Here is a 24,172-nt window from a genome sequence, read left to right on the forward strand (position 1 = left end):
GCGGGGCGTGCTGTGGGGCGTGCTGTGGGCGTGCTGGACGGGCGCTTACACGAAGCGGCTCGAGGCGAACATGGTCTCGAGCAGCTTGTCGACCTCGCCGACCATGCGGGCGGCGGCGGGGTTGTCCTGCATGCGCGTGAGGGCGGCCTTGATGTCGCCCAGATTTCGCAGCTGCGAGAACAGCTGCATGTCGGAGAGGACCTGGCTGCCGGTCAGGGTCTCGCGGATGACGCGGAGCTCCTCGAGCAGGTCCTGCAGGCTGGTCGGGGTGGCGCCGATGCGGCTGTGTTCGGGGTGGCTCTCGTACCAGCGGTCGAGCACCGGGCCGACGATCTCCTGGAGAATCTCCTCCTGCTCGGGCGTGTTCCAGACGTGGCGGAGGATGAACAGGTCGGCGTCGTTGACCTGCTCGCGGCCATCGAACACGGCCGAGGCGGCGAACACCTTGAGCAGCTTGACGACGCGGCGGTCGCTGAGGCCGATGCCCTCGCTGCGGATCTGGAACACGAGGCCCTTGAAGGTGGCGAGGAACTCCTCGCTCATCTTCATCAGGTCGCCGAAGCGGCGCTGCACGGACAGCAGCTCCTCGGCGGTCGCGACTTTGCGGGCCGGGGGTTGCTCGGCCATCATCGCGGTCTCGAGCTGGATGCCCTTCTGCAGCAGGCCGCGGAAGTGGTAGCTGTCGAGGTAGTCGCAGCGGACGCGGAGGAGGAAGCGGTCGAAGATCGCGGACAGGGCGTCGTCCGTGGGGACCTCGTTGCTGGCGGCGAACAGCGAGATCAGGGGCACGCGCACGGTGTTGGTGCCGTGGGTGAAGCGGCGCGCGTTGACGAGGGTGAGCAGGCTGTTGAGGATGGCGCTGTTGGCCTTGAAGATCTCGTCGAGGAACACGACCTCGGCCTCGGGGAGCATCTTCTCGATGCGGCGGCGGTAGGTGCCCTGGCGAAACGCCTGGATGTCGACCGGGCCGAAGATCTCGTTGGGCTCGGTGAAGCGGGTCAGCAGGTAGTCGAAGTATCTCGCCTCGATGACTTGCGCGAAGGCGCGGACGATCGCGCTCTTGGCGGTGCCAGGCGGGCCGACCATCACGAGGTGCTCGCCGGCCAGGGCGCTGATGAAGAGGAGACGGATGATCTCCTCCTTGCCGAGGAACTGGGCCTCCAGCTGACGCGCGCCGTCTTGCAGTCGCCGGGCGAGGTCGGGGATCGAGGGCGACGGGGGGACGCTCATGCCGGTGTTGCTTTTACGACGCGGGGGACCAGGGTCGCCAGCAGATTCTCCACGACGGTGCGCGGGATGAGCTCGCCCAGGTGCTCCACGTACTCGATCCAGCGGCGCTGGACCTGGGTGTCGAAGCCGGCGTGCACCGCCTCGGGGTCGACCGGGAGCGGCGTGCCGAGCACGGGAGCGAGGGCCGGGAGCAGCAGCGGCAGGGCCAGGAACATCTGCACCGGGCGGTCGCGCGAGCTCGGCGCGACCCCGAGCCGGGCGCCGAACTCGAGGACGCGGAGGAAGTGGACGTGGATGAGGGCGCCGACGAGGGCGGCGACGTCGCCGGGGCCGGCGTCGATCGGGGTCGCCTGAAGGGCCAACGGGGCGGCCATTGGGGCGGCCATCGGGGCGGCCATTGCGGGCGATCCGCGGCGACGCGGGGCCTGGGTGCTGCGCAGGTCCGGCGGGTGGAGATCGGCGGCGGGCTCCTGCGTGGGTCGACCGGTGAGGGTGAAGAGCAGCGCGCCGAGCACGGCGCCGCCGATCTCGATCCAGCTGCGCGAGGCGGCCCAGCCGTGGCAGACCACGCGCGCGAAGGCACGCTCGTGCAGGAAGGCCGCGGCGGTCAGCGGGTTCCAGCCGGGCGGGGCCTGACGCGGGCGCAGCAGGCAGGTGACGGGGCTGGCCCACAGCACGTCGTGGAGCAGGCGCTCGGCCTCGGGGGCGTGGTTGCTGGTCCACCACGGGACCAGCTCGTCGCGGACGCTGAGCGCACCGGGCACGGCCCAGCGCAGGCGACGACGCGGGACCTCCTGGCCGACGAAGCGCTGCTCGCCGTCGGGGCCGCTGAGAATTTGGTCGTGGCGGACCAGGTCGATGAAGGCGCCGACGCTGAGGTGGCGGACCAGGGCGGCCTCGAAGTTGCCGGGGTGACTGAGCTGCAGCCAGTAGCGGGCGGCCTGCTCGACGCGCTGCCAGGTGACGGCGCGGGCCCACACGCGCTCGCGCTCCGGGTGATCGAGGGCGAGGACGTTGTAGAGGCCGACCCACAGCGCCAGCTCCTCGCCGTCGGGATCGGGGAGGCCGGGGTCGGCGAGCAGCTGCTGGGCGCGGGCCTGGCGGAGCGCGAGCACCTGGCCGCTGTGGATGTGGCGCAGGGTGTGTACGTCGGCGAGCAGCTCGTGGAAGTCGGCGGGGCGCACGGGCGGGCCGATCGCCACGTCGCCGCCGGCGAGCAGCGGGGCGACGAAGCCGTCGACGAACTCGGCGAGCCGCTTGCCCACGTCACTCGCCTTGCGATGGGGTGGAGCCGGGCGGCAGCTCGCGGCCGGCGAGCACCGGCAGCGGGCTGTCGTCGACGCGGCCGAAGCCCCACAGGGCGAAGCGCCCGAGGTGCTGGTTGACGATCGCGGCCGCGGTGCCGCCGTCGGATCCCCCGAGCGAGCCGGTGCGCACCAGCTCGCTGGGCGGGGCCTCGCTGACGGCGAGGTCGAGGCGGCTGATCATCGCCGCGTCGAGCGGGATCAGGTGCTCCGGGCGCAGGCGCAGCGGGTCGATGTCCGGGCCGAGGAACAGCGCGTGGTCGGCGGCCTCGAGGCCGAGCAGCTCGCGGATCAGCTGCGGGCGCACGTGCGGCCACAGCTCGAAGCCGTCGGGGACGAGCACGCCGGGGGCGACCTCGACGATGCGGGTGCCCAGCGGGATCAGGGCGGCCGCGCCGACGCCGGCGGCGAGGCCCGCACCGGCGCCGCCGAGGCTCGAGCCGGTGAGCACGAGCATGCCCTGCGGGAGCACGGCGAGGCGGGCCGCGGCGAGGGCGGTGGGCGGGATGAGGTAGACGAGCTTGCGCAGCAGGGCGGCCTGCTCCCAGCCGACCAGGGCGCCGCGGGGCTCGCGGGCGCCGGCCGAGGGGCGCAGGCGCAGCGCGACCTGCAGCGGCGTGCTGGCCACGCTGCGGGCGTCGCCGGGCTCGTTGCCGGATCGAATGTCAGATCGGATGTCAGAACGGTTGTCGGCGCCGGTGCCAGCTCGGTGGTCGGACGCGGGGGCGCGCACGTGGATCGGCGACTGCACGAGGTAATTGCCGTCGATGAATTGCGGCGCGCCGTCGAGGCGCTCGACCCGACCGACGCGGCCGCGAAACAGATACATCTCGTCGCCTGGCAGGCACGACGAGGCGGAGGCGAGGTGGATCGGGTGGCGGTAGCCGAGCTCGACCGCGGCGCGCGGTGAGACCGGGACCAGCAACTCGACGCCGGGGATGCCGTGGAGCACCGCCAGCAGCGCGCCGCTCGGCTGGCGCAGACGCAGGAGCAGGCTGGCCCGGCGCTCGCCCGCGAGGGCCACGCGCACGCCGGCCATCGCGACCTGGTTGGCCCACAGATAGGCCAGCACGCGGTCGCCGAGGCCGGGGGCGACGAGCACGAGCGCGAGCTCGTGGAGGCCGCACAGATCGGGCGCCTCGGCGAGGCCGCCAGGCGGCAGCGGGACCGGGCGCAGCTGCAGGCGCTGGATCAGCTCGACGGGATCGAGGCGATCGCTGGTGCGGTAGCGGGCCTGATAGTCGTGGTCGACGACGAGGACATCGTCGGCGGCGACGGCCTCGGCGCTGCGCGGGCCGGGCCGCGGCGCGCCGGGACCGGCGAGGTCGTAGCCGAAGGGCGCGAGGCGATCGCGGTAGCGCACGAACACGGTGCCGCTGCCGGTGAACAGCTGACCATGGACGGCCGTGCTCATGCGCCCGAGGCGGTCGAGCGCGTAGCTGTCGCCGCCGGCGCAGCGCAGCAGCAGGGCCTGACCGCCGCCGTCGCGGCGGGCGCGTTCGAGGGTGAGCGAGGGGATGAGGTCGTCGAGGCTGCACTCCTCGCTGTAGGCGCCGAGGAACGCGACGAGGCGGTCGAGCGAGGGGAACACCAGCAAGGTCTCGCGCCCGACCGCGATGCCGCGGCCGTCCGGGGCCAGTCCCTGCATGTGAAAGCGCGTCTGGCCGGCGGCGATCGGCTCGAGCAGGGTGGACGCCATGGCCGGGCAGTGTACTCGCTCGTCGTGATAGCATCCACAGCCCCGTGGCCGCCCCAAACAAGCCGCAGCGACCTCCTGCCTCGCATCGGTCCCCGGGTGCGACGACGGATCCTGCGGGTCCTGGTTCAGGTCCTGGTTCAGGTCAGGGTTCAGGTCCTGGTTCAGGTCAGGCTGCGAGTCAGGCAGATCAGGACGCAGGCGACGCCGCGGCGCCGCGGCAGGCCCGACCGCGCTCGCAGGCGCCGCGGGGCAGCGACGGCCGCGCGCAAGCTGGCCCCGGGGACCGGTCGCAAGGGACAGGTGCGAAAGGACAGGTGCAGACGCTGCCGGCGATCCGCGGCCCGGAGCTCGGCCGCGCCCGCGTGCTCGAGCACAGCGGCGACCACGCGCAGGCGGCGGCGCTGCGCCTCGAGTACGCGCACACGCTGTGCGGCACGGTGCAGCGGATCGCGATGCTGCGCGAGGGCTGCGCGCGCAACTCGGGGGCGACCGAGGAGGGCCGCGCGCTGCACCAGGCGCTCGCGGAGACGCTGCTGCGGCACGCCGAATTCATGGAGGACGGGGCGCCGCGGCGGGCGATCCTGATGGAGGCCGCGCGCGCGCTCGAGGAGGCGGATCAGGGCGCGGTGGCCGGTGAGATCTACGAGCGCCTCGGGATGCTGCGACGGGCCACCCGCGCGTACGAGCGGGCCGGGGCGATCACCCAGCTCGAGTACGTGCTCGGCCTGCTCGAGCGCCACGAACAGATCGACCTGGCCCTGCAAGCGGCGCTGGCCGCCGTCGACGCGGCGCTGCGCGAGGGCAACCGCCTGCTCGCGTACTCGCTGCTGCAGGAGCACCTGGCCCAGCAGCGCGCCGGCATGACGCCGATGCAGGGCCCGGGCGCGCTGGCGCGGAGCGGGCTGGTCCAGCGGCAGGCCAACCTCGAGGCGGCGCTGCCCCGCGGTCCGCGGCTGACCCTGCGCTGGCCCGGCGGGACCACCCAGCTGCTGCTCGCGCCGCGGCTGCGGATCGGGCGGGCGCCGGACGTCGAGCTGTCGCTGCCGGGCGCCGGGCTGTCGCGCGAGCACGTGGCGCTGGTGGTCGAGGCCGGCGCGCAGGGGCTGGCGATCGCGGCGCTCGACCTGGGATCGAAGGCCGGCAGCTTCTGGAGCGGCGAGGCGCTCACGCCCGGCGAGCCGATCGAGCTCGACGCGGCGGGGGAGCTCGGGCTCGGCTTCGGCAGCAGCGTGCGGGTCCATCCGCTGCGCGAGAGCGGGGAGCTCGGCGCCCTGCTGCAGACCGCCGGCGCGCCCGATCGCTGGCTGCTGTTCGTGCCGGAGGGCGGCCCGCTGTGGCTCGACCCGGTCCATCCCCTGCCCGTCCGCGTCGACCTGCGCCCGCCCTTCATCGGCCTCCAGATCGCGCCGGGGATCGCGGCCCACCTCGGCGGCGAGCCGCTCGGGCCGGGGGCCAGCGTCGAGCTGCTGATCGGCGACCGGCTGCACCTCAGCTTGCCTGAGGGGCGGCTCACGCTCGAGGTCGGGCCATGATGATCGCTGCTCGTGGCGCGGTGAATCACCTGCCTGAAGGGACAGGTTTGGCCGTGATGATCGCTGCTCGTGGCGCGGTGAATCACCTGTCTGAAGGGACAGGTCGGGCCGTGACGATCGCTGCTCGCGGCGGGGGCGACATGCCTGAAGGGACAGCTTCGTGATGCACGATCCGGCGCTCGACCTGGCGCTGCGGGCGGTGCTGGCCCGGCTGTCCGAGGGGGCCGCGCTGCCGCGCGAGCACGCGGGGGTCGCCGCGTTGACGCGGCTGCTGGCCGAGGGGGCGCCGCTGCGGATCGTCGAGGCGCAGGTGCGCGAGCTGAGCCGTGGCGGCTACCTGCGCGGAGCGCTGGTCAGCGTCGCCGGGCAGCAGCGCCTGCGACCGCGGGCCGACCTGCTGCTGCTGCTGGCGCACGAGCTGTGCGACGCGCTGGCGCCCGACCTCGGCTGCGAGCTGGCCCGCGCGGTGCTCTCGTTGCCGGCCGCGGCCGCGAGTCGCTGGCACCCGGGCGGGCCCTACGTGGCCGCGAACCTGCTGCTCGGCGAGTCGCTGCTCGAGGCCGGCGACGCGCTCGCGGCCCTGCGCCACTTCGAGGCGGTGCTGGCCGTCGAGCTCGACCACGGGCGGGCGCTGCGGGGCTATCACGCGGCGCTGCGCCGCGGGGCCGCGCCGCGGGTGGCGAGCCCGGGGCGCGGGCTCGGGCTGCTGGCCGGGCTCGACGAGGTCGAGCTTGCGGAGGGCCTCGGGGTCGACCGCTACGAGCTCGGACGACCGCTCGGGCGCGGCCGCCACGCGGTCGTGTATCAGGCCTTCGATCGCCGGGTCGGGCGCGAGGTGGCGATCAAGCGGCTGGTCGCCGAGAACCGCGACGACGCGGCCCGCGGCGAGGCGCGGGTGATCGGCGCACGCTTCTTCGCCGAGGCGCGCACGCTGGCGCGGGTCCGCAGCCCGCACGTGGTCGCCCTGCTCGACGTGCAGCCGACCCACCGATTCATCGCCCTCAGCCTGTGCCGCGGCGGCAACCTGCGGGTGGCGATGCGCCGCCGCCTGCTCGGGCCTGCCGACCTGCCGCGGGTGGGCGCCGAGCTGCAGGCCGCGCTGCGGGCGGTGCACGCCGCGGGCGCGGTGCACCGCGACATCAAGCCGGCCAACATCCTGGTCCGCGAGGCCCGCGAGGCCTCGCCGATCGCCCTCGCCGACTTCGGGCTCGCGCAGGGCTCGCGCGGCGCCGGCGGGCACGCAGGGACCCTGCGCTACCTGGCGCCCGAGCTGCGCAGCGCGGCGCCCGTCGGTCCTTTGGGACAGGTCCCAAGGGCCAGCCTCGCGCCGAGCCCGACCGCGAATTCAGCTGCCCCAACGTCGGCCACCACGTCGGCCAGGCCCACGGCTACCCCCGCCAGCGACATCTTCAGCGCCGGCGTGGTGCTGCTCGAGCTGGCGCTCGCGCCGGGTCCCCTGCCCGCGCCCTTCGACCACGTGGCCAGCGACTTCGACGCCGCCGCGCTGGTGCCCGAGGGTCTGCCGGACGGCTGGACCCCGCGCTTGCGGGCCATGTTGGCGCAGGACCCCGACGCTCGCGGGCTGTAGCGCGAGGCGTTGCGAGGCGCGCCGGATCCATGCCAGGATGCCGCCGCGTGCCCTTGCTCGTCATCCTGATCGCGATCCTGGTCGCCGGCGGATACGCGGCGTTCAGCCGCTCCCTCGCCCACCGCGAGCGCATGGCCGAGCTCGAGGCGAAGCGACCGCACGTGCTCCTGCAGCTGCCCCCGGGCGACCCGGGCAACGCCGATCGCCTCACCGAGGAGATCCTGGCGGCGTGCAAGGAGAAGGGCATCGAGGTCGACCTCGAGCTGCGCTGATCGCCTGCGCTGATCGCCTGTCCCGAAGGCCAGCTCAGGTGCCGGGCGAGAGCAGGGTCCAGCGGCCGTCGTCGATGGTGGCGCTGAGCACCCGCACGGCGTCGAGCCACTGCTCGGCGCGCGGCGGGGCGCCGACGCCGAGCAAGGTCCGGCGCGCGCCGGCGGGCGTACGCGCCTCGGTCTCGACGATCGCCCGGCGGCCCTCCTCGATGCGGCGCAGCAGCCAGGGCAGCCACGGGCTCGGGTCCTCGGCGCGGATGATGAGCACGCCGCCCTCGCCGATCTCACCGAGGCGACCGGTCGCCTGCTCGCGGGTGTCGGCGTCGCCGATCGCAAGCGAGGGCACGCCCAGCGCCTGCGCCACCGCCTCGGCGTAGCCGCTGGCGCGCAGCAGCAGCGCGAGGCTGCCGGGCTCGAAGGCGGCGAGCAGCTCGGCCATGTCCTCGCGGCGCGGGGCCGAGCCCGCCGAGGCCAGCGACGCCGCCGACGCCGCGGACGCCGCCGACGCCGCTGAGGCCGCCGACGCCGATGGATGCTGCAGCGGCAGCTGACGGGTGGAGGGCGCGGCGACGCTGACCGGCTGGGCGCCGCCGCGGCGACGACCCTCGCGGGTCCAGCTCGCGCGGGCCTCGGCCTGCGACTCGACCCCGACCCGACTCGCGTCGCTGCGGGCGACCAGCTGGCGCGGCCACGCCGGCAGCGGCTTGCTGTCCGGAGGGACAGGTCGCAGCGCGGCCAGGCGCAGGGCCGCGATCGGGCGCTCCTCGGCCAGCGGCTCGGCGAGGGCGAGGTGGGCCGCCGCCGCGTCGTCGTCGAAGTTGATGTCGATGTCGATCTCGGAGGGGCCCGAGGACGCGGTCCGGCGGATCCGCGGGATGTCCTGCGCGTCGAGCTCGTCCGGCTCGATCGGGATCTGGACGCTGTCGCTGGCGTCGAACAGGTCGCCCTGCGGGCAGGCGCGCACCGACACGACCTCGCTCGCGGTCTCGCCGACGAGGTGCCACGTGAAGGGTCCGACCACGAGGTCGAACTTCACCGCCTCACCGAGCGCGAGGTCCACCTGCTGCTCGGTGCTCAGCAGCTCGCTGAGCTCGTCGGAGATCGCGGTGCCGCCGATCGCGGCCCCGAGCTCGGCGCTGCTGCCATCGAGCAGACGCATGCGCACCGGTCGATCGGTCTCGATGAGAACCTCGGCCGGGCGACGCGCGCTCGCCTCGTGCAGCAGCGTGGACAGGAGCCCCACGCGGCGAACCATAACAAACTCGCGCAGGTCACGGTCAAGCGCCGTGCGGCGGGAGACCCGGGTCTGCGCCTGCCTCCAGCCGTCTGGCCCGAGTCTGACCCCGGGTCCGGAGCAGGTCCGCGATCGCGTCGCCCGCGCATGATCTCGGGTACAGTGCGCGGCGCGTGCTTGACTTCGTGCATGAGCGCTGGTTGCTCGAGCTGCTCACGCTCGTGTGGATGGTCGTGATCACCGGCTTCGTGGTGCTCGAGCGCCGACGCCCGGTGTCGACGATGGCCTGGCTCCTGGCGCTGATCTTCCTGCCCTTCGTCGGGCTCGTGCTCTACGTCGTGTTCGGCCGCCTGCGTGTGCGCAAGCGCCGGCGCCTGCGAGCGCGCCGCGGCGTGCAGCCGACCACCGCGACCAGCCAGCTGGCGCCGCTCGAGACGCCGCTCTCGGAGCTCGACCCGACGCTGCGCGGCCTGGTCAAGCTGGCGATGAACGCCACCGACGCGCCGCTGCGTCGGGCCAGCACCGTCGACCTCCTGCCGGTGCCCGAGGCCGCCTACGACGCGATGGAGGCGGCGATGCTGGCGGCCGAGCGATCGATCCTCTTGCAGTACTACATCTGGCGCGACGACGGCGTCGGCAACCGGTGGATCGATCTGCTGTGCGACAAGGCCCGCGCCGGGGTCCAGGTGCGCCTCCTCTACGACGACTTCGGCTGCCTCGCCAGCTCCAACGCGATGTTCGAGCGCCTGCGGGCGGCGGGCGGGCAGGTGCTGCCCTTCGGGCGCCTGCGCCTGCGCCTGCGCTGGAGCGGCCGGATCAACTTCCGCAACCACCGCAAGATCATGGTGGTCGACGGCGCGATCGGCTTCACCGGCGGGCTCAACGTCGGCGACGAGTACCTCGGCCGCGCGCCCGACGGCCGCAAGTGGATCGACCTCCACCTGCGCCTCACCGGCGACGCCGTGCTCGGCTTGCACGCGATCTTCCTCGAGGACTGGCTGGCCGCCACCGGCGAGACCCTCGACCTCAGCCCCGACGACCCGCGCATCGAGAAGGACATCCTGCGCGAGCTGATCGAGCGCCCCTTCGAGGGCTCCTGCGGCCCGCTGATCCAGATCATCCCGTCGGGCCCCGACCTCATGCCCGGCCTCGGCATCGCCGCCCAGTTCGTCGCCGCGATCAGCACGGCGACGGAGCGGTGCTGGATCGCCACCCCGTACTTCGTCCCCGACGACGCCCTGAACCTCGCGCTCAAGACCGCGGCGCTGCGCGGGGTCGACGTGCGCGTGCTCGTGCCGCTGCCGCGCAACAACGACTCACGCCTGGTCAGCCTGGCCGCGCGCAGCTACTACGACGAGTTCATCGAGGCCGGCGTGCGCATCTACGAGTTCATCCCCGGCATGCTGCACTCGAAGTACCTGCTGGTCGACCACACCGTCGCGGCGATCGGCTCGGCCAACATGGACGTGCGCAGCTTCTACATCAACTACGAGGTCACGGCGATGCTCTACGACCAGGGCGTCACCGACCAGCTCGCCGAGGTGTTCACCGGCTACCTGAGCTCCGCGCTCGAGGTCCGCCGCGCCTCAAGACGCCGCCTGCCGCTGTACCAGCGGCTCGGCGAGTCGATCGCCCGCACGCTCTCGCCGCTGCTGTAGGCCGCCGTACTGACCTGGCCTCACGGCGCCATCCCGTCGAGCAGGTACGTCTGCATGAACAGGATCGTCGCGTACATCTGGTAGTCCTGGTTGCGCTTCTTGCTGAAGCCGTGGCCCTCGTCCTTGCCCTCGAGGTACCAGACCGGCGTGCCGCCCTTCTGCAGAGTGGCCACCATCTGCTCCGCCTCGCTCGCGGGCACGCGCGGGTCGTTGCGGCCCTGGATCACGAACAGCGGCTTCTTGATCTTGTCCGCGTGGGTGAGCGGGGAAATCTCCTGCAGCTTGGCCCGCATCGCCGGGTCCCGCTCGTCGCCGTACTCGACCCGGCGCAGGTCCTGGCGGTACGCCTCGGTGTGCTCGAGGAAGGTGACGAAGTTGGAGATGCCGACGATGTCGACCGCGCAGCGGATCCGGTCGGCGTAGTGCACCGAGGCCGCGAGAGTCATGTAGCCGCCGTACGACCCGCCCATGATCATCACCCGATCGGCGTCGAGCCCGGGCTCCGCGGCGATCCAGTCGAGCAGCGCGCCGAGGTCCTTGACCGAGTCCTCGCGCTTCTCGCCGTTGTCGAGCGCGACGTACTGCTTGCCGTAGCCGGTCGAGCCGCGCACGTTGGGGTAGACGAGCGCCACGCCGAGCTCGTTGAGGAGGTAGTTGTTGCGGCCGATGAAGCCGGCCTCGCTCTGGCCCTCGGGGCCGCCGTGGATCACGACGACCACCGGGCGCTTGCCGGTGAAGCGCGCCGCCGGCTTGTAGTAGAAGCCGGGGATCTCGCGCTCGTCGAAGCTCTTCCAGCGGACCAGCTTCGGCTCGCTGAAGCTCGCCGGGTCGAGCCCGCCGACCTCGCTCTCGGTCCAGCGCTCGACCGTCTTCTTCGCCGTGTCGAGCACGTAGGCGTCGGCGGGCGAGCGCGCCGACGACAGCGTGAACGCGAGCTGCTTGCCGTCGCTGTGCCAGTGGATCCCGCCGATGACGCCGTCCGGGATCTCGGCGCCGATCACCTGCTCGTGCCCGCTCGGCAGCTCGTGCAGCTGCAGCCGCGACAGGCCGCCCGCGTTGATCACCGCGGCCAGGCGCTTGCGGTCCCGCGTGACCGCGAAGTCCTCGACGTCCCAGTCCTCCGGGGCGCTCAGCGGCGCGACCTTGCGGTCGGCGAGGTCGATGCGGACCAGCCGCTTGAAGTCGAAGTCGAGGTCGCTGGTCGAGATCACCGCCTTGCCGTCGGCCGTGAACGCGCCGCCGCTCCACGACACCGGCACACCTGTCTTTTCGGTCAGCAGGGTCTTCGCGCCGGTGGCGACGTCGAAGCTCCACAGGTAGCTCTCGTTCACCGACACGTAGTTGAGCGCGAGCAGGCGCTGGTCATCGGGCGACCAGTCGAGCGGCGACCAGCCGCCGCCCTCGACCTCGGCGACGCGGCGGTCGCTCTGCGGATCGGCGGGGTCGACCACGTAGAGGTCGGTGTCCTTGCGGGTCCGCCGGGTCGAGGTGTACGCGAGCTGCTTGCCGGCGCTCGACCACGGCCCGAGCGTGTTCTTCGACGCGCCGTCGGTCAGCAGCGTGATCTGGCCGGTCGCGCGATCGAGGCGCCAGTTCTGGGCGAACTCGTTGCCGCCGAGGTCCTTCGAGAACACGAGGTAGGCGCCGTCGCCGACCGGCGGATAGCTGGCCCCGCCGACGCGATCGCGGAAGAAGGTCAGCTGGCGCCGCGCGCCGCCGGCTTGCTTGACCTCGTGCACCTGCGCCGTGTCAGCGAAGCGCGTCGAGATGAGCAGGCTGTGCGCGCGCGGGTGCCAGCCCTGCACGCTGGCCGAGCGCGCCTCGAGTAGGCGCCGACGGCCTCCGCGATCGCCTTCGGGATCGGCGGGATGCCGGCGGCGACCAGGCTGTCGGGCAGCGGCACGTGAGCGTCATCCGTGACCGCGAGCGTCGGCTCCGGCCTCGGCTCGCTCGTCGTCGCCGGCTTGACCACGGCCTCCACGGGCTTCGCCGGCTTCGCCGGCGGGGCCTTCTGCGGCGACGAGTCGCACGCGAGGCTCAGGATCCACAGGACGGCCAGGGTCGAGGGCTTGCGACGCATGTCCGCTTCTACCGCAAAGCCAGCGCGGCTCGCGACCCGTCGGCTGCATCACCTGCGATCACACCGACGATCCGGGCCGCCGATCGCCGCGCCGCACCAGCGCCCCGGCCACGAGGGCCCCGAGCAGCATCAGCGCCCCCGCCGGCACCACCAGCACCGGCAGCCCCGGATCGGTCGGCCCGTGCCACAGCCCGCCGACGATGAAGCCGAGCCCGACCAGCAGCGCCCCGAGCAGCGCCGCCGGACGGATCGCCCGCGCCCACGGATCGGGCGTGCCGAGCCGCTCGAGCGCGAGCCCAAGGCCGAGGTTGAGCAGCGCCAGCAGCCCGCCGTGCGCGTGCCCGAGGCGCAGGAACTCGCGGCGCAGCGGGTCGTCGACCCAGCCGCCGAGGCGCAGCCCGATCATCGCCTCGAGCCACAGCCCCGTCGCCAGGAACAGCGCCGCGAGGGCCAGCGAGAGGCGCAGGTGTCGCTCCGGGCTCACGCGTCGCAGCATACCCGGGCGCCCGCGCGGCGTCGCCTCACTCGTCGCCCTGCTCGTCGCCTCACTCACCGCCTCGTCGCCTCACTCACCGATCGACAGCAGCGACGCGTCCTGCCGGGCCTCGAGCGCCAGCCGCCGCTCCTCCGCCAGCGGCCCCGGCCCGAGCCGCGCCCGCAGGGCGTCGACCGCGGGCAGCCGCGTCGCCGCCTCCGCGTGCGGGTCGTAGGCGATGATCAGCTCACTCAGCTTCGGGTCCATCCCCTGCCCCGCAGCCAGCCGCTGCATCGCCCGCCACGCCATCCAGCGTACCGCCGGGTAGCCGTCCTCGAGCGCGTCGACCAGCCAGGCCAGCCGCGTCGTCGCCGGCACCGGCACCTCCGGCCGCGCCAGCGCGTGCGCGGCGAGCCCCCGCTGCACCGGATCGCCGCCGTGCAGATCGAGCAGCACGCGCGGCGCCCAGGCCTCCTCGCTCGCCTCTTCACCCGCAGCCGTGCCCGCCAGCCCGAGCTGCGGCAGCTGCTCCGCCGCCCACCGGCGCGAGCGATCGACGTGACACTGCGTGCACGCGTCGGGCTGATCGTGACGCCCGACCCAGGCCCCCGGATCGGGGCTGCTGATGCGGTGGCTGATCATCCCCTCGAGCAGCCCGTAGGTGATCCGCGGCATGTGACAGCCCTGGCAATCGATCGCGGCCCCGTGCCCGCCGTGCCCCGGATCCAGCGCGTGGCAGCCGGCGCACGCCGCCTGGCCCGCGCGACCCGCCCGGACCTGCATGTCGGGTCGCTCGCCGTGCATGTCGTGGCAATGGTTGCAGCCGAGCCCGCCCGCCTGACCGTCCTGGTAGCAGGGCGACTGCAGCAGGCCCTGATACTCGTAGGCCGACAGCCGCGGCGTGCCGTCCGGCCAGAAGCGGGTCGCGAACGGCGTCTCGTCCGAACCACCGACCCGCGAGTCGGCGAAGATCGGCCGCGAGCGCGCCGCCAGATCCTCGCCCGGCAGAAAGCCGTCGCCCGCGCGCAGCACCGCCGCGACGTCGGCCGCGATGCGGTTGCCGTGGCAGCGCCCGCACGCGCCGCTCTCCGCCCGCGGCGTCATCCGCCCCGGGTCGGCGATCGCCGGATCACCCGCGCCGCCGAGCAGGCGCCGCGCTGGATCGGCCTGACGCGCCACGTGGGCGCCCGCGGGCCCGTGACACGCCTCGCACGCGATCCCGAATTCGCCGACCCGGCTCGCAAACCACGCCTGTCCTTCGGGACCTGTCCCGTGCGACCGGTCCGAAAGGCCAGGCACCGGCTCCGTGTTGTGGCACAGGATGCAGTTGTCGTTCCAGCGGCTGAAGTGGCGCAGGTAGTCGTCGGCGTCGCCGGGCTCGCCCTCCGGCTCGAGGAAGGCCGCGTTCATCGGGATCCAGCGCCGCTCGCCCAGGTGCCACGCGACCGGCAGGCGCCACAGCTCGCCCGGCCCGCCGCCGCGGTCGACCCGGGCGACGTACTGCTGGTAGCGGTGGCTGCCGACCGTGAGCGCCACATCGAGGTCGAGCAGCGGCGCCCCGCCCTCCACCGACTCCACCCGCAGGTGCGGCAGCCCGAAGTTGCTGCGCGTCATCGTCGCGCGAAAGCCCTGGTACAGCAGCGACTCGCCCGCGAAGGGCGCCAGCACGGCCGCGCCGGACGCCGGCTGCGTCATCGTGCGGTGGTAGCTGCGCCGCCAGCTGGTCGCCTGCGCCGGGTGACACGCGACGCAGCTGGACGAGCCCGCGAGCCCGCCCGCCCGGCGATCGATCGGCGCCCACGCGCCCGGCTCGCGCGCCGTCCATATCAGCCCGAGCACCGCCACCGCCAGCCACGCCAGCGCCGGCCCGAACAGCCACAGCCCCGGCCCCGCGCGACGCAGCAGCGAGCGCGTCACGGCGCTGACAGGCGGACCGCGACGTTGCGGTTGTAGAGGGTGAACACCGAGGTCTGGCCGCCGGCCGCGAACGGCATCGGCACGCCCGCCGCGAGCGCCCGCCCCTGAAACAGCGTGCCGTTCTGGGAGTGCAGGTCGGCGGCCCAGATCCGTCCGCGGTGCAGGTACACCGCCGCGTGCAGGCGGCTCAGCCGCGGCGAGTTGAGCACCACCTGACACGCCTCGTGGCGCCCGAGCACCAGCGGTCCGTGGCGCAGGTCGAAGCGCTGGCGCGACTCGCCGTCGAGGATGATCTCCGCGATCGGGTGCGGCGCGGGCGGGAACAGCGGGGCCAGGTCAGCGGGGTCGGCCGGCTCGAACAGGCCGTCGGCGCGGGCCGCCTTCTCGAACTCGCGCGACATCTCCTCCGAGCTGCCGTAACGCAGGCGCGGCTCCTTGGCCATCGCCTTCTTCATGAAGGCGTCGAGGTTCGGCGTCGCGTAGGTCGCCGCCGTCTTGGTCGCGCTCGGGGCCCCGCCGGCCCGCAGGCGCCGCGGGATCTGCAGCTCGGGCACCGGCGACTCGAGGTGCTGACGCAGCAGCTCCGGGATCGTCCGGCCCTCGTAGGGTCGCCGCCCGGCGAGCAGCTCGAACGCGATGATCGCCATCGCGTAGCGGTCGGTCGCCGGGCCCACGCTCTTGGTGTCGCGGCACTGCTCCGGGCTCATGTAGTGCGGCGTGCCAAACACCGAGCCGCTGGCCGTCGCCGTCTCCTGGGCCAGCCACTTGGCGATCCCCAGGTCGATGATGATCGGCTCCCAGCCGTCGACCGCGCTGCGCAGCAGCACGTTCTCGGGCTTGATGTCGCGGTGGACCACGCCGAGGCCGTGGAGGTCGTCGAGGCTCTGGCCCACGCCCGTGAGCAGGCGGTGCACCGACCAACAATCACCGGGCCCGATCACCGCCGACGGGATCAGCCCGTCGACGAACTCCATCGCCATCCACGTGCGCCCGAACTCGTCGAGGCCCCACTCCTCGACCTTGATGACGCCGGGGAAGTTGGCCTTGGTCATCAGCTCGGCCTCGCGGCGGAACCGGATCGCCGCCTGGCTGCCCTCGTGCAGCTCGGCGCGCAGCCACTTCACGACCAGCAGGCGGCGCTGCGTCACGTCGACGCACAGGTGCACGTCGCCCATCGATCCCTCGCCGAGCGGTCGGATCTTGCGATACGGGCAGCCGGCCATGCGTCCGCGAGTGTACTACAGCTCGAGCGAGAGCTTGGTGTAGGGCTCGGTGACCAGCACCATCGTCCGCTTGCCGACGCGCAGCGTCACCAGCCCCGGTTCGCGCACTGTGACCTCGCTGCTGCCGCCTGCGGGCAGGGCCACCGTCTCCTCGAAGTCCCCCGGACCCTTGATCACCACCTCCCCGCCCGAGCCCCGCAGCTTCAGGACCGTCGTCGAGTCCGGGTTGAACTCGACCGGGAACGGATAAAACGACCGGATCTGGCGCTCGAGATTGTCCATGCGACCGTCGATCCCGGGCCCGCGGAACAGGTAGCCCTCGCCGAGGCCCTTGGCCTGCTCACGCGCCCAGGCCAGCTCGCTGAGCGCCTCGCCGTAGCGGTTGATCTCGTCGTTCGGGTACTTCACGAGGCCGAACTTCTTGACCTGCTTCGCAGCGTTCCGCGGCAGCTTCTCGACCGGCGACACGAACAACATCTCGGCCATCGCCACGTGCACCTCGGGCTGCTCCGAGCTCGCCGCCTGGGCCCGGGCCAGCGCCGCGCGGGCCCCCTCGAGGTCGTCCTCGCCGAGCTTGTCGTGCACCACCATGCTCTCGAGGATCGCCGTCACCTCGTTGTAGCCCTTGGTGTCCTTGGGCAGCGCCGCCAGCACCTGCTGCGCCTTGGCGATCTCCTTCAGGCCCGCCATCGCCAGCGCCCGCAGCAGCTTGATCTTGTTGTCGTCGACCGCGAACTCCATCGCCTGGCGGAAGTTGTCGTCGGCCTCGACGATCTTCCCCTCGCGCAGGAATTTCACCCCGATCAGGCGGTACACGTCGGCGAGGAAGCGCTCGAAGTCGGCCTTGCGGTGGGCCGGCAGGGTGCTCTCGTACTTCGCCCCGAGCAGGTGCCGCGCGCGGGCCAGGCCGAGATCCGTCTGGCCCTCCCGGTGCAGCTGCTGGGTGACCCGCAGCTGCAGCGTGTACCACTCGTCGCCGCCCGCCCCCGGCGGGAACAGGTTCAGCCAGCGGTCGATCGTCGCCACGTCGCCGCGAGGCACCGCCGCCAGCACGCCCTTCTCACGCAGCGCCCGGAAGGCCGCCTGCGACGGGCCGTCATCGTCGCGGATCAGCGGCACCGCGGCCTCGACCGCCTTGAGCGTCGCCTCGAGGTCGCCCTCGGCGTCGTAGAGCCGGGCGATCGTCAGCGCCGTGCTCACGTCGGGCACCAGCGCCTGCGCCTTCTGGTAGTCGTCGCGCGCCGCCGCCATCTCCTTGGCCTGCTCGCGCTTCGCGGCCCGTTGCAGCAGCAGCACGCTCAGGTAGCGCTTGCACAGCCCGCAGCCCTCGGTGCTCAGCGTGGTGATCGCCGCGTCGAGCTGCCCCTGCTCGGCCTGCGCCCGCCCGAGCCCGTCGATCGCCTTGTCGTCGCCCGCGTCCAGCTCGAGCGCCTCGCGGAACAACTTCTCGGCCGCCGCCGCGTCGCCCTTCTTCAGCTTGGCGTGGGCCAGCGTCACCTTGAGCCCGGCCAGCTCCTTCGCCGCCTTGTTGCGATCCACCGGGTCGCCGGTCAGCGCCGTACGGTAGTACTGCTCCGCCTTCGGGTAGTCCCGGGCGTCACGCGCCACGCGGGCCCGCTCGAGCGCCGAGGCGCAACCCCCGAGGGCGAGCACGAGCGCGAGCGACGAGACGAGACGAAGAAGCGGGATCTGAACAGATCGGCGGCCAGGCATTGAACGAGCCGCACTCTACCAGGCCCCGGCGCGCTTTCGCAGAGCTGCGCGGACACCGCTGCAACTGTGCCCGGCTCCAGCCGCCGCAACGGCGCTTGCGCGATCTCGCGCTGGGCATCCGCTCGCGTCGGGTCCTCGACGCGTGAGCCTTGTCCCGCCCCCGAGCTTGTGGCACCCGGTCTGCTGCCTCCCTGCCGCTTGCCCGGCCCGACGCGAAGGGCTAGCACCGGTCCTCTCCCGCGATGTTCTGCCCCCTCAAGATCCTCGCCACGGCCCGCGCCCTCCCCCCGCGCGTGCTCACCAACGCCGATCTCGAGGCCATGGTCGACACCTCGGACTCGTGGATCCGCGACCGCACCGGCATCCGTGAGCGCCGGATCGCCGCCGACGGCGTCGCCACCTCCGACCTCGCCGCCGAGGCCCTGCTCGCCGCCTGCACGGCCGCCGGCATCGCCCCCGGGGAGCTCGACGCGATCATCGTCGGCACCTCCACCCCCGACACGCTGTTCCCGTCGACCGCCTGCTGGCTGCAGCACCGCCTCGGCCTGCGCGGGCCCGCGGCCTTCGACGTCAGCGCCGGCTGCTCGGGCTTCCTTTACGGCCTCGAGATCGCCGCCGGCCTCCTGCGGGGCAACGCCCGCCGGATCGCGGTCGTCGGCGCCGAGGTCATGAGCCGCGTCGTCAACTGGCAGGACCGCAGCACCTGCGTGCTGTTCGGCGACGGCGCCGGCGCGGCGATCCTCGGCCCCGGTGACGGCAGCTCCGGCGTCCTCGGCTCGGCCTGGGGCGCCGACGGCAACCTCGCCCGCGTCCTCTACCAGCCGGCCGGAGGCTCGCGCGCCCCGGCCACCCTCGCCACCGTCGCGGCCCTCGCCCACACCGTCCACATGGAGGGCAACACGGTGTTCAAGCACGCCGTCACCGCCATGAGCGAGGCGGCCACCCAGGCCCTCGCGCGCGCCGAGATCCGGCCCGACCAGGTTGACCTGCTGATCCCGCATCAGGCCAACACCCGCATCATGGAGGCCGCCCGCGCCCGCACCGGCATCCCGGCCGACCGCTTATTCTCGATCGTCGAGCGCTACGGCAACATGTCCGCGGCCACGATCCCCGTCGCGCTCGACGAGGCCCGCGAGCAGGGCCGGATCAAGGACGGCGACATCGTCGCCATGACCGCCTTCGGCACCGGCTTCACCTGGGCCGCCTCCGTGCTCCGCTGGTAGCCCGACAAGCTCGGTGACCGCGTTCGCCACCGGCTTCACCTGGGCCGCCCCGGCGCACGCCGGCGCGGACCAGCCGCGGCGCGTCACACCGAGCTCACAGGCACTCGTTGCGCGGGTCGCCCGGCGCGTGGCACTTGAGACAAACGCGGTGGTTGTGCGCCGCCAGCGAGCTGCAGCGCAGCGAGCCCGCGAAGTCCGGCCCGTGCGGGCTCACGTTCAGCCCCGGCGTCGCCCCCCGCGTCGTCGCGTGACAGGCCAGGCACGAGTCCTCGGTGTGGCAGCTCGCGCAGGCCATGATGTTGCGCTGGGCCGCGAAGGCGTGGCTCTGCGGCGCGCTCGGCGGGCCGTCCCAGCCCGGCGGGTGGAAGCGCAGCGGCGAGCCGACCCCGAACTTCGCGTCGCTGCCGCGATTGTCGAGCCCGACCCGCTGATGGCACGCGAGGCAGTCGGTCTGCACGCGGTGGCAGCTCTGGCAGTCCTGCGTCTGCGCGCGGGCGTCGAGCGCGTGGGTCGTCAGATAGTCCCCGCTGTGGATCCGCATCGGCCGCACCGCGCCCGCGTGGCAGTCGGTGCAGAAGCTCTCGTCGTGGCACTGCGCGCACAGCTGCGGGTTGCTCTTGGCCTGCCCGCGGTGGTCCTCCACGAACGCCAGGTCGTGGGCCGCGCCCCAGCTGCTCTGCCCGCGCGGCACCAGCTGCGGCATCACCCGGTCGCTGAAGCTACGCGTCACGATCTTGCCGCTGCCGTCGCTCGGGTGGCAGGTCCCGCAGCGGTCGCTCGCCTTGAGCCCGTTGTGGCAGTCGAGGCAGGTCTTCTCCGCCGGCAGCTGCAGCACCGTCGCCAGCCGCACCTTGCTCATGTCGCCGTGGCAGGTCTCGCACTTCGTCCCGAGGTCGAGGTGACGCTTGTGGCTGAAGCTCAGGTTGGCCTTCGGCGCGCGCACCGTCGCCGCCACCCGCATCACCGTCCCGGTCGGCGCCGGCGCCTGCGTCACCCGCGTGTGGCACATGTCGCAGCGCGCCGGCTCGCTCGCCGGACGCGGGTGCTGCGGCCCGTGGCAGCCGTCGCAGGCCGCCCCGGTCGGGAAGTTGAAGTCGGCCGTCTGGGTCGACCCGCGCACCTTCGTGTGACAGGTCGTGCACGCGATCTTCAGCGCCAGGTGCTGCCCGTGGTTGAAGCGCAGCGGCAGGTCCTGCTCCGGGTACACCGGGCTCCCGCCGCGCATCGGCCCGTGCATCACCGCCGCCGTCGCCGGCAGCTCGCCCTGCGTCAGCCCGCCGCCCGCCTCGACGTCCCAGCCGACCACCAGCCCGCCGACCACCGCGCCCAGCAGCGCCAGACCGGCCGCCAGCGACAGCGCCGCCGGCCAGCGGCTGTCCTTGCGGACCTGTCCCTTCGCACCTGTCGCAACGTACAGCTTCGTCATGGTCACCTCCCCGTCCTCAGCGTCCAGTCGGCCGTCAGCGCCCCGAACACCCGGAAGGCCTGGCTGTAGAAGCTCGTGAACATCTCCTCGCCGAGCACCGCGAGGTGGATCCCGCGCCACAGCTGCACGTTGACCCCGGCCTGCAGCGCCACGCTGTAGCCCTGGCGCGCCGCCGTCACCTCGTCGCGGTAGCGCAGCGCGAACACCCGGCCGTCGATCGCCACCCGGTCCCACGCCACCATCGTCCGCGTGTCGAGGTTGCCGCCGACCCGCAGCCCGCCCTCGCCGCCGAGCCCGTAGCCGTCGAAGCGCGCCGAGAAGCGGCGCACGCGAAAGCCCGCCGTCGCCCCGCCGCCTGCGCCGACCGTCAGCTTGCGCTCCGGCGTCGTCCCGAGCTGGGCCGTGACCGTGTCGCGGAAGAAACGAAATTGCCCGCGCGCCGCCAGCGTCCAGCGATCGCCGAGCTGCACCTGATACACCAGCCGCGCGTCCTCGAAGGCCTGCAGGTTGAACACGTTGAAGATCGAGTCGAGGTCGAACACCGGCCGCGTGCGCAGATACATGAAGCGCAGCATGTGCTTCGGCGTGAACGCCAGCTGCAGCCCCGCCGAGGTGTCGTCGAGGCGCCCGGTCCCGAGGTTGTAGCGCAGCGCCACGTACGGCGAGAGCCGCCCGTCCGCCGCCCTGGCGGCCGCGCTGAGGCTCACGATCTCCTGGTCCACCGCGCTCGGCAGGCCGACGCTGCCGTCGTCGTTGACCACGCTCTGGTTGACGCCCAGCGGCGAGAAGGTGCGGCGATAGGCCAGGCGCGCGTCGAACCAGCGCAGCCCGACCACGCTCGCCGCGGCCCCGACCATCGGCGAGCGCTTGTTGTCCGCCGGCGTCCCCGCGGTCCCGTCCTGCTCGAAGGTCGGGAAGCCGAACAGCGCCGCGCCGTCGACCTGAAACCCGCCGAACACCTCGAGCCCGAGGTGCACGGGCGTGCGCACGCGAAACCACGCCCCGTCGAAGGCGTACCAGTCGAGCCCCGACATCTCGAACTGCCGACCCGCCCGCAGGTCGATCATCCCGCGCAGGTTCTCGGCCTCGAGGTACGCGAACATCACGTCGATCTGGCGCCCGTCGATCTGGTTGACCAGCGCCGCCGCCCGCCCGTCCGCCCCGGTCTGGTAGGTCCCGAAGTCGTGGCGCACCCGCATCGAGGTGACCAGGCGCAGCTGCCCGTCCTCGTGCGCGCGCCGCAGCTCCCCGCGGTCGCGCGGCGCCAGCAGATCGTAGACCCCGAGGTTGACGTACTGCACCAGCCGCCGCCGCGACAGCAGCTGCCCCTCGGGCCCCGGCACCCGCACCATGTAGCCCTCACCGAGCGTGCGCGCGACCGTGCGGATCTCCGCCGCCCACGCCCAGCGCGGGCCCCCGACGACCACCACGATCACCACGAGCACCAGCACCACCGACCACACGCAGCGCCGCCCAGCGCGTCGTCGCTGCCGCCTCGCGTCGGCGCGTCGCGCCGCGATGCCTGCCCCTGTCCGCGCCAAACCCCCGTATGCTAAGCCATCCGCCGCCCGCCTGGCACCCGCGGACCTGCCCACCATGCCGCCTCGCCAAGTCCTCCGCCGCGCCGTGGCCGTGCTCGCCGTCGCCGTCACCGCGGCATGTCGCCCGGGACCCGCCACCACTGCCCCGCCGGACCCATCTGGATCGGGGACCCCGGTCGTCTGGTACAGCGGCGACGCACTCGCTACCCGGGCGATCTCCAGCGACCCGCGGGACGCATCGCCAGCGCAGCGACTGGCCCGCCTCGATCTCTTGCTCGACCTCCTCGACGCCGCCCGCTTCGCCGACGACCCGGCCGCCCGCGAGCAGCTGTGGCTCGGCCTCGGCGGCACCGCCAGCGCCCGCGGCGAGGCGGCCACCCGCGACGCCAGCACCCGCCTCCTCGGCGAGGCGATCAAGCTCGACAGCGGCCCGCTCGCGGACGACGCCCGCAGCTTCGTCGCCGGCGTCATCACCCTCCTCAGCGCCGACCTCGGCCTCATCGGCGCCGCCGACGACCTGGCGATCCGCACCGCCGCCTATCGCGACGTCGCCGCCGACGGCCACCCACGCGCCGCCGACAACGCCCGCTGGCGCCTCTACGATCACGTCCGCGGCTGCCTGCAGGGCGCCGTCGCGGCCCCGCAGGAGCGCCGCCCCGACATCGCCGTGCACGCCCTGTATGTCCGCGAGGACAGCCTCGCCGCCTGGCTCGACGACCGGGCCGTGCACGCCCAGAGCCCGCCGCCCAGCGCCGACGAGCTGCTCGCGCTGATGCTCGGCCCGCGCGACGCCCTCGCCGCCGACCCCCGCTGGATCACCACCGTCAAGCGCCGCCTCACCGGCGACAGCCAGCTCGCAGCGCTCGTGCGCGAGTCGCTGCCCGCCCCGCGCGACCCGACCTGGCCGCTCGCCGCGGTCCCCCAGGGCACCGCCCGCCGCGACAGCTTCCTGCCGATCGTCCGCATCGACGACCGCCGCGTCAGCGTCGACCTCGGCCGCCCGCAGCTCCGCGAGGCCGAGCGCGGCGCCCCCGAGCTGGTCCGCGCCGTCGAGGCCGCGCTGGCCCGCGACGGCCGCGGCGCGCTGCTCCTGGTCGCCCCGCCGATGCTGCCCTCGCCCGCCCTCAACTCGATCACCCGCACCCTGCTCGACGCCCGCGTCGCCCGCATCGAGCTCGCCGTCCGCGAGCCTCGCGTCGCCACGCGCGACACCGGCGACGCCGGCGACGTGATCATGCAGCTCCCGCTCGAGCTGCTCCGCGAGACCGACCAGGGCCCCGCCGCCGTGCTGCTCCGCGGCGCCCGCGTCCACCTCCACCTCGCGGGCCGCGGCGCTCGCCTGGCCCTCGACGGCCGCTGGCTCGCCCCCGCCGGCCCCAGCGGACCCGCCGGTTCAGGCCAGGACCTCGCCGCCCAGCTCGCGCAGGTCCGCCTCGCCTACCCGCGCGAGCGCATGATCACCGTCCAGCTCGGCGACGACGTGCTCTACCAGCAGCTCATCGACCTCCTCCACGCGCTCGTCGGCGGCCCCCGGCGCAGCTTCGAGGTCGCCGCCTGGCGCCCCGGCGCCGCGCCGCCGCCCGCCGCCACCACCGCCCGGGCCCTCGCCGCCGAGGCCCGCCGTCTCGACAACCGCGCCGCGCTCGGCCGCGAGGGCGCGCGCGTCAGCCTCCAACAAGCCTTCCCGCTCGCCGCCAGCGACCAGCCCCGCCTCGAGACCCTGGCCCACAACCTGCTGCGCTGCCTCCCCGAGCTCGAGGCCCCGCTGCCCGCTGGCGACCCGCTGCGCCTCGATCTCCGCTTCGACGAGGGCCGCCTCGCCCGCCTCAGCGTCCTCAAGCCCCGCGCCCGCGTCCCCGCCGATCGCCTCGCCGCCGCCCAGGCCTGCGCCGAGCTCGAGGCCCGCGGCTTCCGCCTGCGCGAGCACCGGGACGCGATCGCCGTCCAGATCCAGCTCCACCCCGCGCCTGGCCGCTAGCGCGTCCGCCCTGTCCCGCGCGACATGTCCCGCGGAACATGTCCCTCACGCCATGTCCGCACCCTGTCCCGCGGAACAT

18 protein-coding genes are annotated in these 24,172 nt (G+C 73.6%); 7 read left to right on the top strand and 11 right to left on the bottom strand.

Translation table 11 applies throughout. From position 1 onward, the window contains the following. Nucleotides 1-45: 45 nt before the first annotated feature. The 3 genes from IPJ59_RS03085 to IPJ59_RS03095 are packed head-to-tail and all read right to left on the bottom strand — an operon-like array spanning nt 46 to nt 4,233. A complete protein-coding gene (locus tag IPJ59_RS03085) occupies nt 46-1,230 on the bottom strand; it encodes an AAA family ATPase (RefSeq protein WP_293254754.1) in 1,185 nt (394 codons plus the stop codon). Continuing rightward, the gene (locus IPJ59_RS03090) at nt 1,227-2,495 is read right to left on the bottom strand and encodes a hypothetical protein (protein ID WP_293269672.1); all 1,269 of its coding nucleotides are present in this window, start codon (nt 2,493-2,495) and stop codon (nt 1,227-1,229) included. The genes IPJ59_RS03085 and IPJ59_RS03090 overlap by 4 nt, the downstream gene beginning before the upstream one ends. 1 nt (nt 2,496) lies before the next feature. Then, entirely contained in the window at nt 2,497-4,233 is a 1,737-nt protein-coding gene (locus IPJ59_RS03095; RefSeq protein ID WP_293269674.1) for a hypothetical protein, read from the bottom strand. Nucleotides 4,234-4,547: 314 nt separating this feature from the next. Here IPJ59_RS03095 and IPJ59_RS03100 point away from each other — a divergent pair, with 314 nt between their 5' ends. The 4 genes from IPJ59_RS03100 to IPJ59_RS03115 are packed head-to-tail and all read left to right on the top strand — an operon-like array spanning nt 4,548 to nt 7,625. Beyond that, nucleotides 4,548-5,765 (top strand): FHA domain-containing protein, encoded by a 1,218-nt coding sequence (locus IPJ59_RS03100; RefSeq protein WP_293269675.1) that lies wholly within the window; start codon nt 4,548-4,550, stop codon nt 5,763-5,765. A gap of 20 nt (nt 5,766-5,785) precedes the next feature. Then, a complete protein-coding gene (locus IPJ59_RS03105) occupies nt 5,786-5,929 on the top strand; it encodes a hypothetical protein (RefSeq protein ID WP_293269676.1) in 144 nt (47 codons plus the stop codon). Further along, nucleotides 5,929-7,353, top strand: coding sequence for a serine/threonine-protein kinase (locus IPJ59_RS03110; protein ID WP_293255086.1), 1,425 nt, complete (start codon nt 5,929-5,931; stop codon nt 7,351-7,353). Before IPJ59_RS03105 ends, IPJ59_RS03110 begins: the two co-directional genes overlap by 1 nt. Before the next feature lie 47 nt (nt 7,354-7,400). Beyond that, complete coding sequence (locus IPJ59_RS03115; protein ID WP_293254769.1) at nt 7,401-7,625, top strand: hypothetical protein; 225 nt, start codon at nt 7,401-7,403, stop codon at nt 7,623-7,625. A gap of 34 nt (nt 7,626-7,659) precedes the next feature. Here IPJ59_RS03115 and IPJ59_RS03120 read toward each other — a convergent pair whose 3' ends face one another. Further along, nucleotides 7,660-8,868 carry a hypothetical protein gene (locus IPJ59_RS03120; protein WP_293269677.1) on the bottom strand — a complete coding sequence of 403 codons (1,209 nt, stop codon included), beginning with the start codon at nt 8,866-8,868 and terminating at the stop codon, nt 7,660-7,662. A 164-nt stretch (nt 8,869-9,032) separates the two neighbouring features. On the opposite strand from IPJ59_RS03120, the gene cls reads away from it, so the two are divergent. Next, nucleotides 9,033-10,517: a cardiolipin synthase gene (gene cls / locus IPJ59_RS03125; protein WP_293269678.1), complete on the top strand. Its 1,485-nt coding sequence runs from the start codon at nt 9,033-9,035 to the stop codon at nt 10,515-10,517. A 20-nt stretch (nt 10,518-10,537) separates the two neighbouring features. Here cls and IPJ59_RS03130 read toward each other — a convergent pair whose 3' ends face one another. The 5 genes from IPJ59_RS03130 to IPJ59_RS03150 form a co-directional block, all read right to left on the bottom strand. Next, entirely contained in the window at nt 10,538-12,322 is a 1,785-nt protein-coding gene (locus tag IPJ59_RS03130; RefSeq protein WP_293269680.1) for a S9 family peptidase, read from the bottom strand. A 333-nt stretch (nt 12,323-12,655) separates the two neighbouring features. Then, the gene (locus tag IPJ59_RS03135; RefSeq protein ID WP_293254781.1) at nt 12,656-13,081 is read right to left on the bottom strand and encodes a hypothetical protein; all 426 of its coding nucleotides are present in this window, start codon (nt 13,079-13,081) and stop codon (nt 12,656-12,658) included. 81 nt (nt 13,082-13,162) lie between these two features. Next, nucleotides 13,163-14,989 carry a hypothetical protein gene (locus IPJ59_RS03140; protein WP_293269681.1) on the bottom strand — a complete coding sequence of 609 codons (1,827 nt, stop codon included), beginning with the start codon at nt 14,987-14,989 and terminating at the stop codon, nt 13,163-13,165. After that, complete coding sequence (locus tag IPJ59_RS03145; protein ID WP_293254788.1) at nt 14,986-16,212, bottom strand: serine/threonine protein kinase; 1,227 nt, start codon at nt 16,210-16,212, stop codon at nt 14,986-14,988. The genes IPJ59_RS03140 and IPJ59_RS03145 overlap by 4 nt, the downstream gene beginning before the upstream one ends. Before the next feature lie 15 nt (nt 16,213-16,227). Next, nucleotides 16,228-17,865, bottom strand: coding sequence for a tetratricopeptide repeat protein (locus IPJ59_RS03150; protein ID WP_293269682.1), 1,638 nt, complete (start codon nt 17,863-17,865; stop codon nt 16,228-16,230). A 302-nt stretch (nt 17,866-18,167) separates the two neighbouring features. Here IPJ59_RS03150 and IPJ59_RS03155 point away from each other — a divergent pair, with 302 nt between their 5' ends. After that, a complete protein-coding gene (locus tag IPJ59_RS03155; RefSeq protein ID WP_293269683.1) occupies nt 18,168-19,148 on the top strand; it encodes a beta-ketoacyl-ACP synthase III in 981 nt (326 codons plus the stop codon). A gap of 94 nt (nt 19,149-19,242) precedes the next feature. Here the strand turns inward: IPJ59_RS03155 and IPJ59_RS03160 are convergent, their stop codons facing one another. Next, a complete protein-coding gene (locus IPJ59_RS03160; RefSeq protein ID WP_293269684.1) occupies nt 19,243-20,574 on the bottom strand; it encodes a cytochrome c3 family protein in 1,332 nt (443 codons plus the stop codon). Nucleotides 20,575-20,576: 2 nt separating this feature from the next. After that, entirely contained in the window at nt 20,577-22,028 is a 1,452-nt protein-coding gene (locus IPJ59_RS03165) for a hypothetical protein (RefSeq protein WP_293269685.1), read from the bottom strand. Between the two features lie 142 nt (nt 22,029-22,170). Here IPJ59_RS03165 and IPJ59_RS03170 point away from each other — a divergent pair, with 142 nt between their 5' ends. Further along, on the top strand, nt 22,171-24,093 hold the full coding sequence (locus IPJ59_RS03170) for a hypothetical protein (protein WP_293269686.1): 1,923 nt from the start codon (nt 22,171-22,173) through the stop codon (nt 24,091-24,093). The last annotated feature ends 79 nt before the right edge of the window (nt 24,094-24,172 follow it).

This window comes from Nannocystis sp. (assembly GCF_016714285.1).
GTDB lineage: Bacteria > Myxococcota_A > Polyangia > Nannocystales > Nannocystaceae > Nannocystis.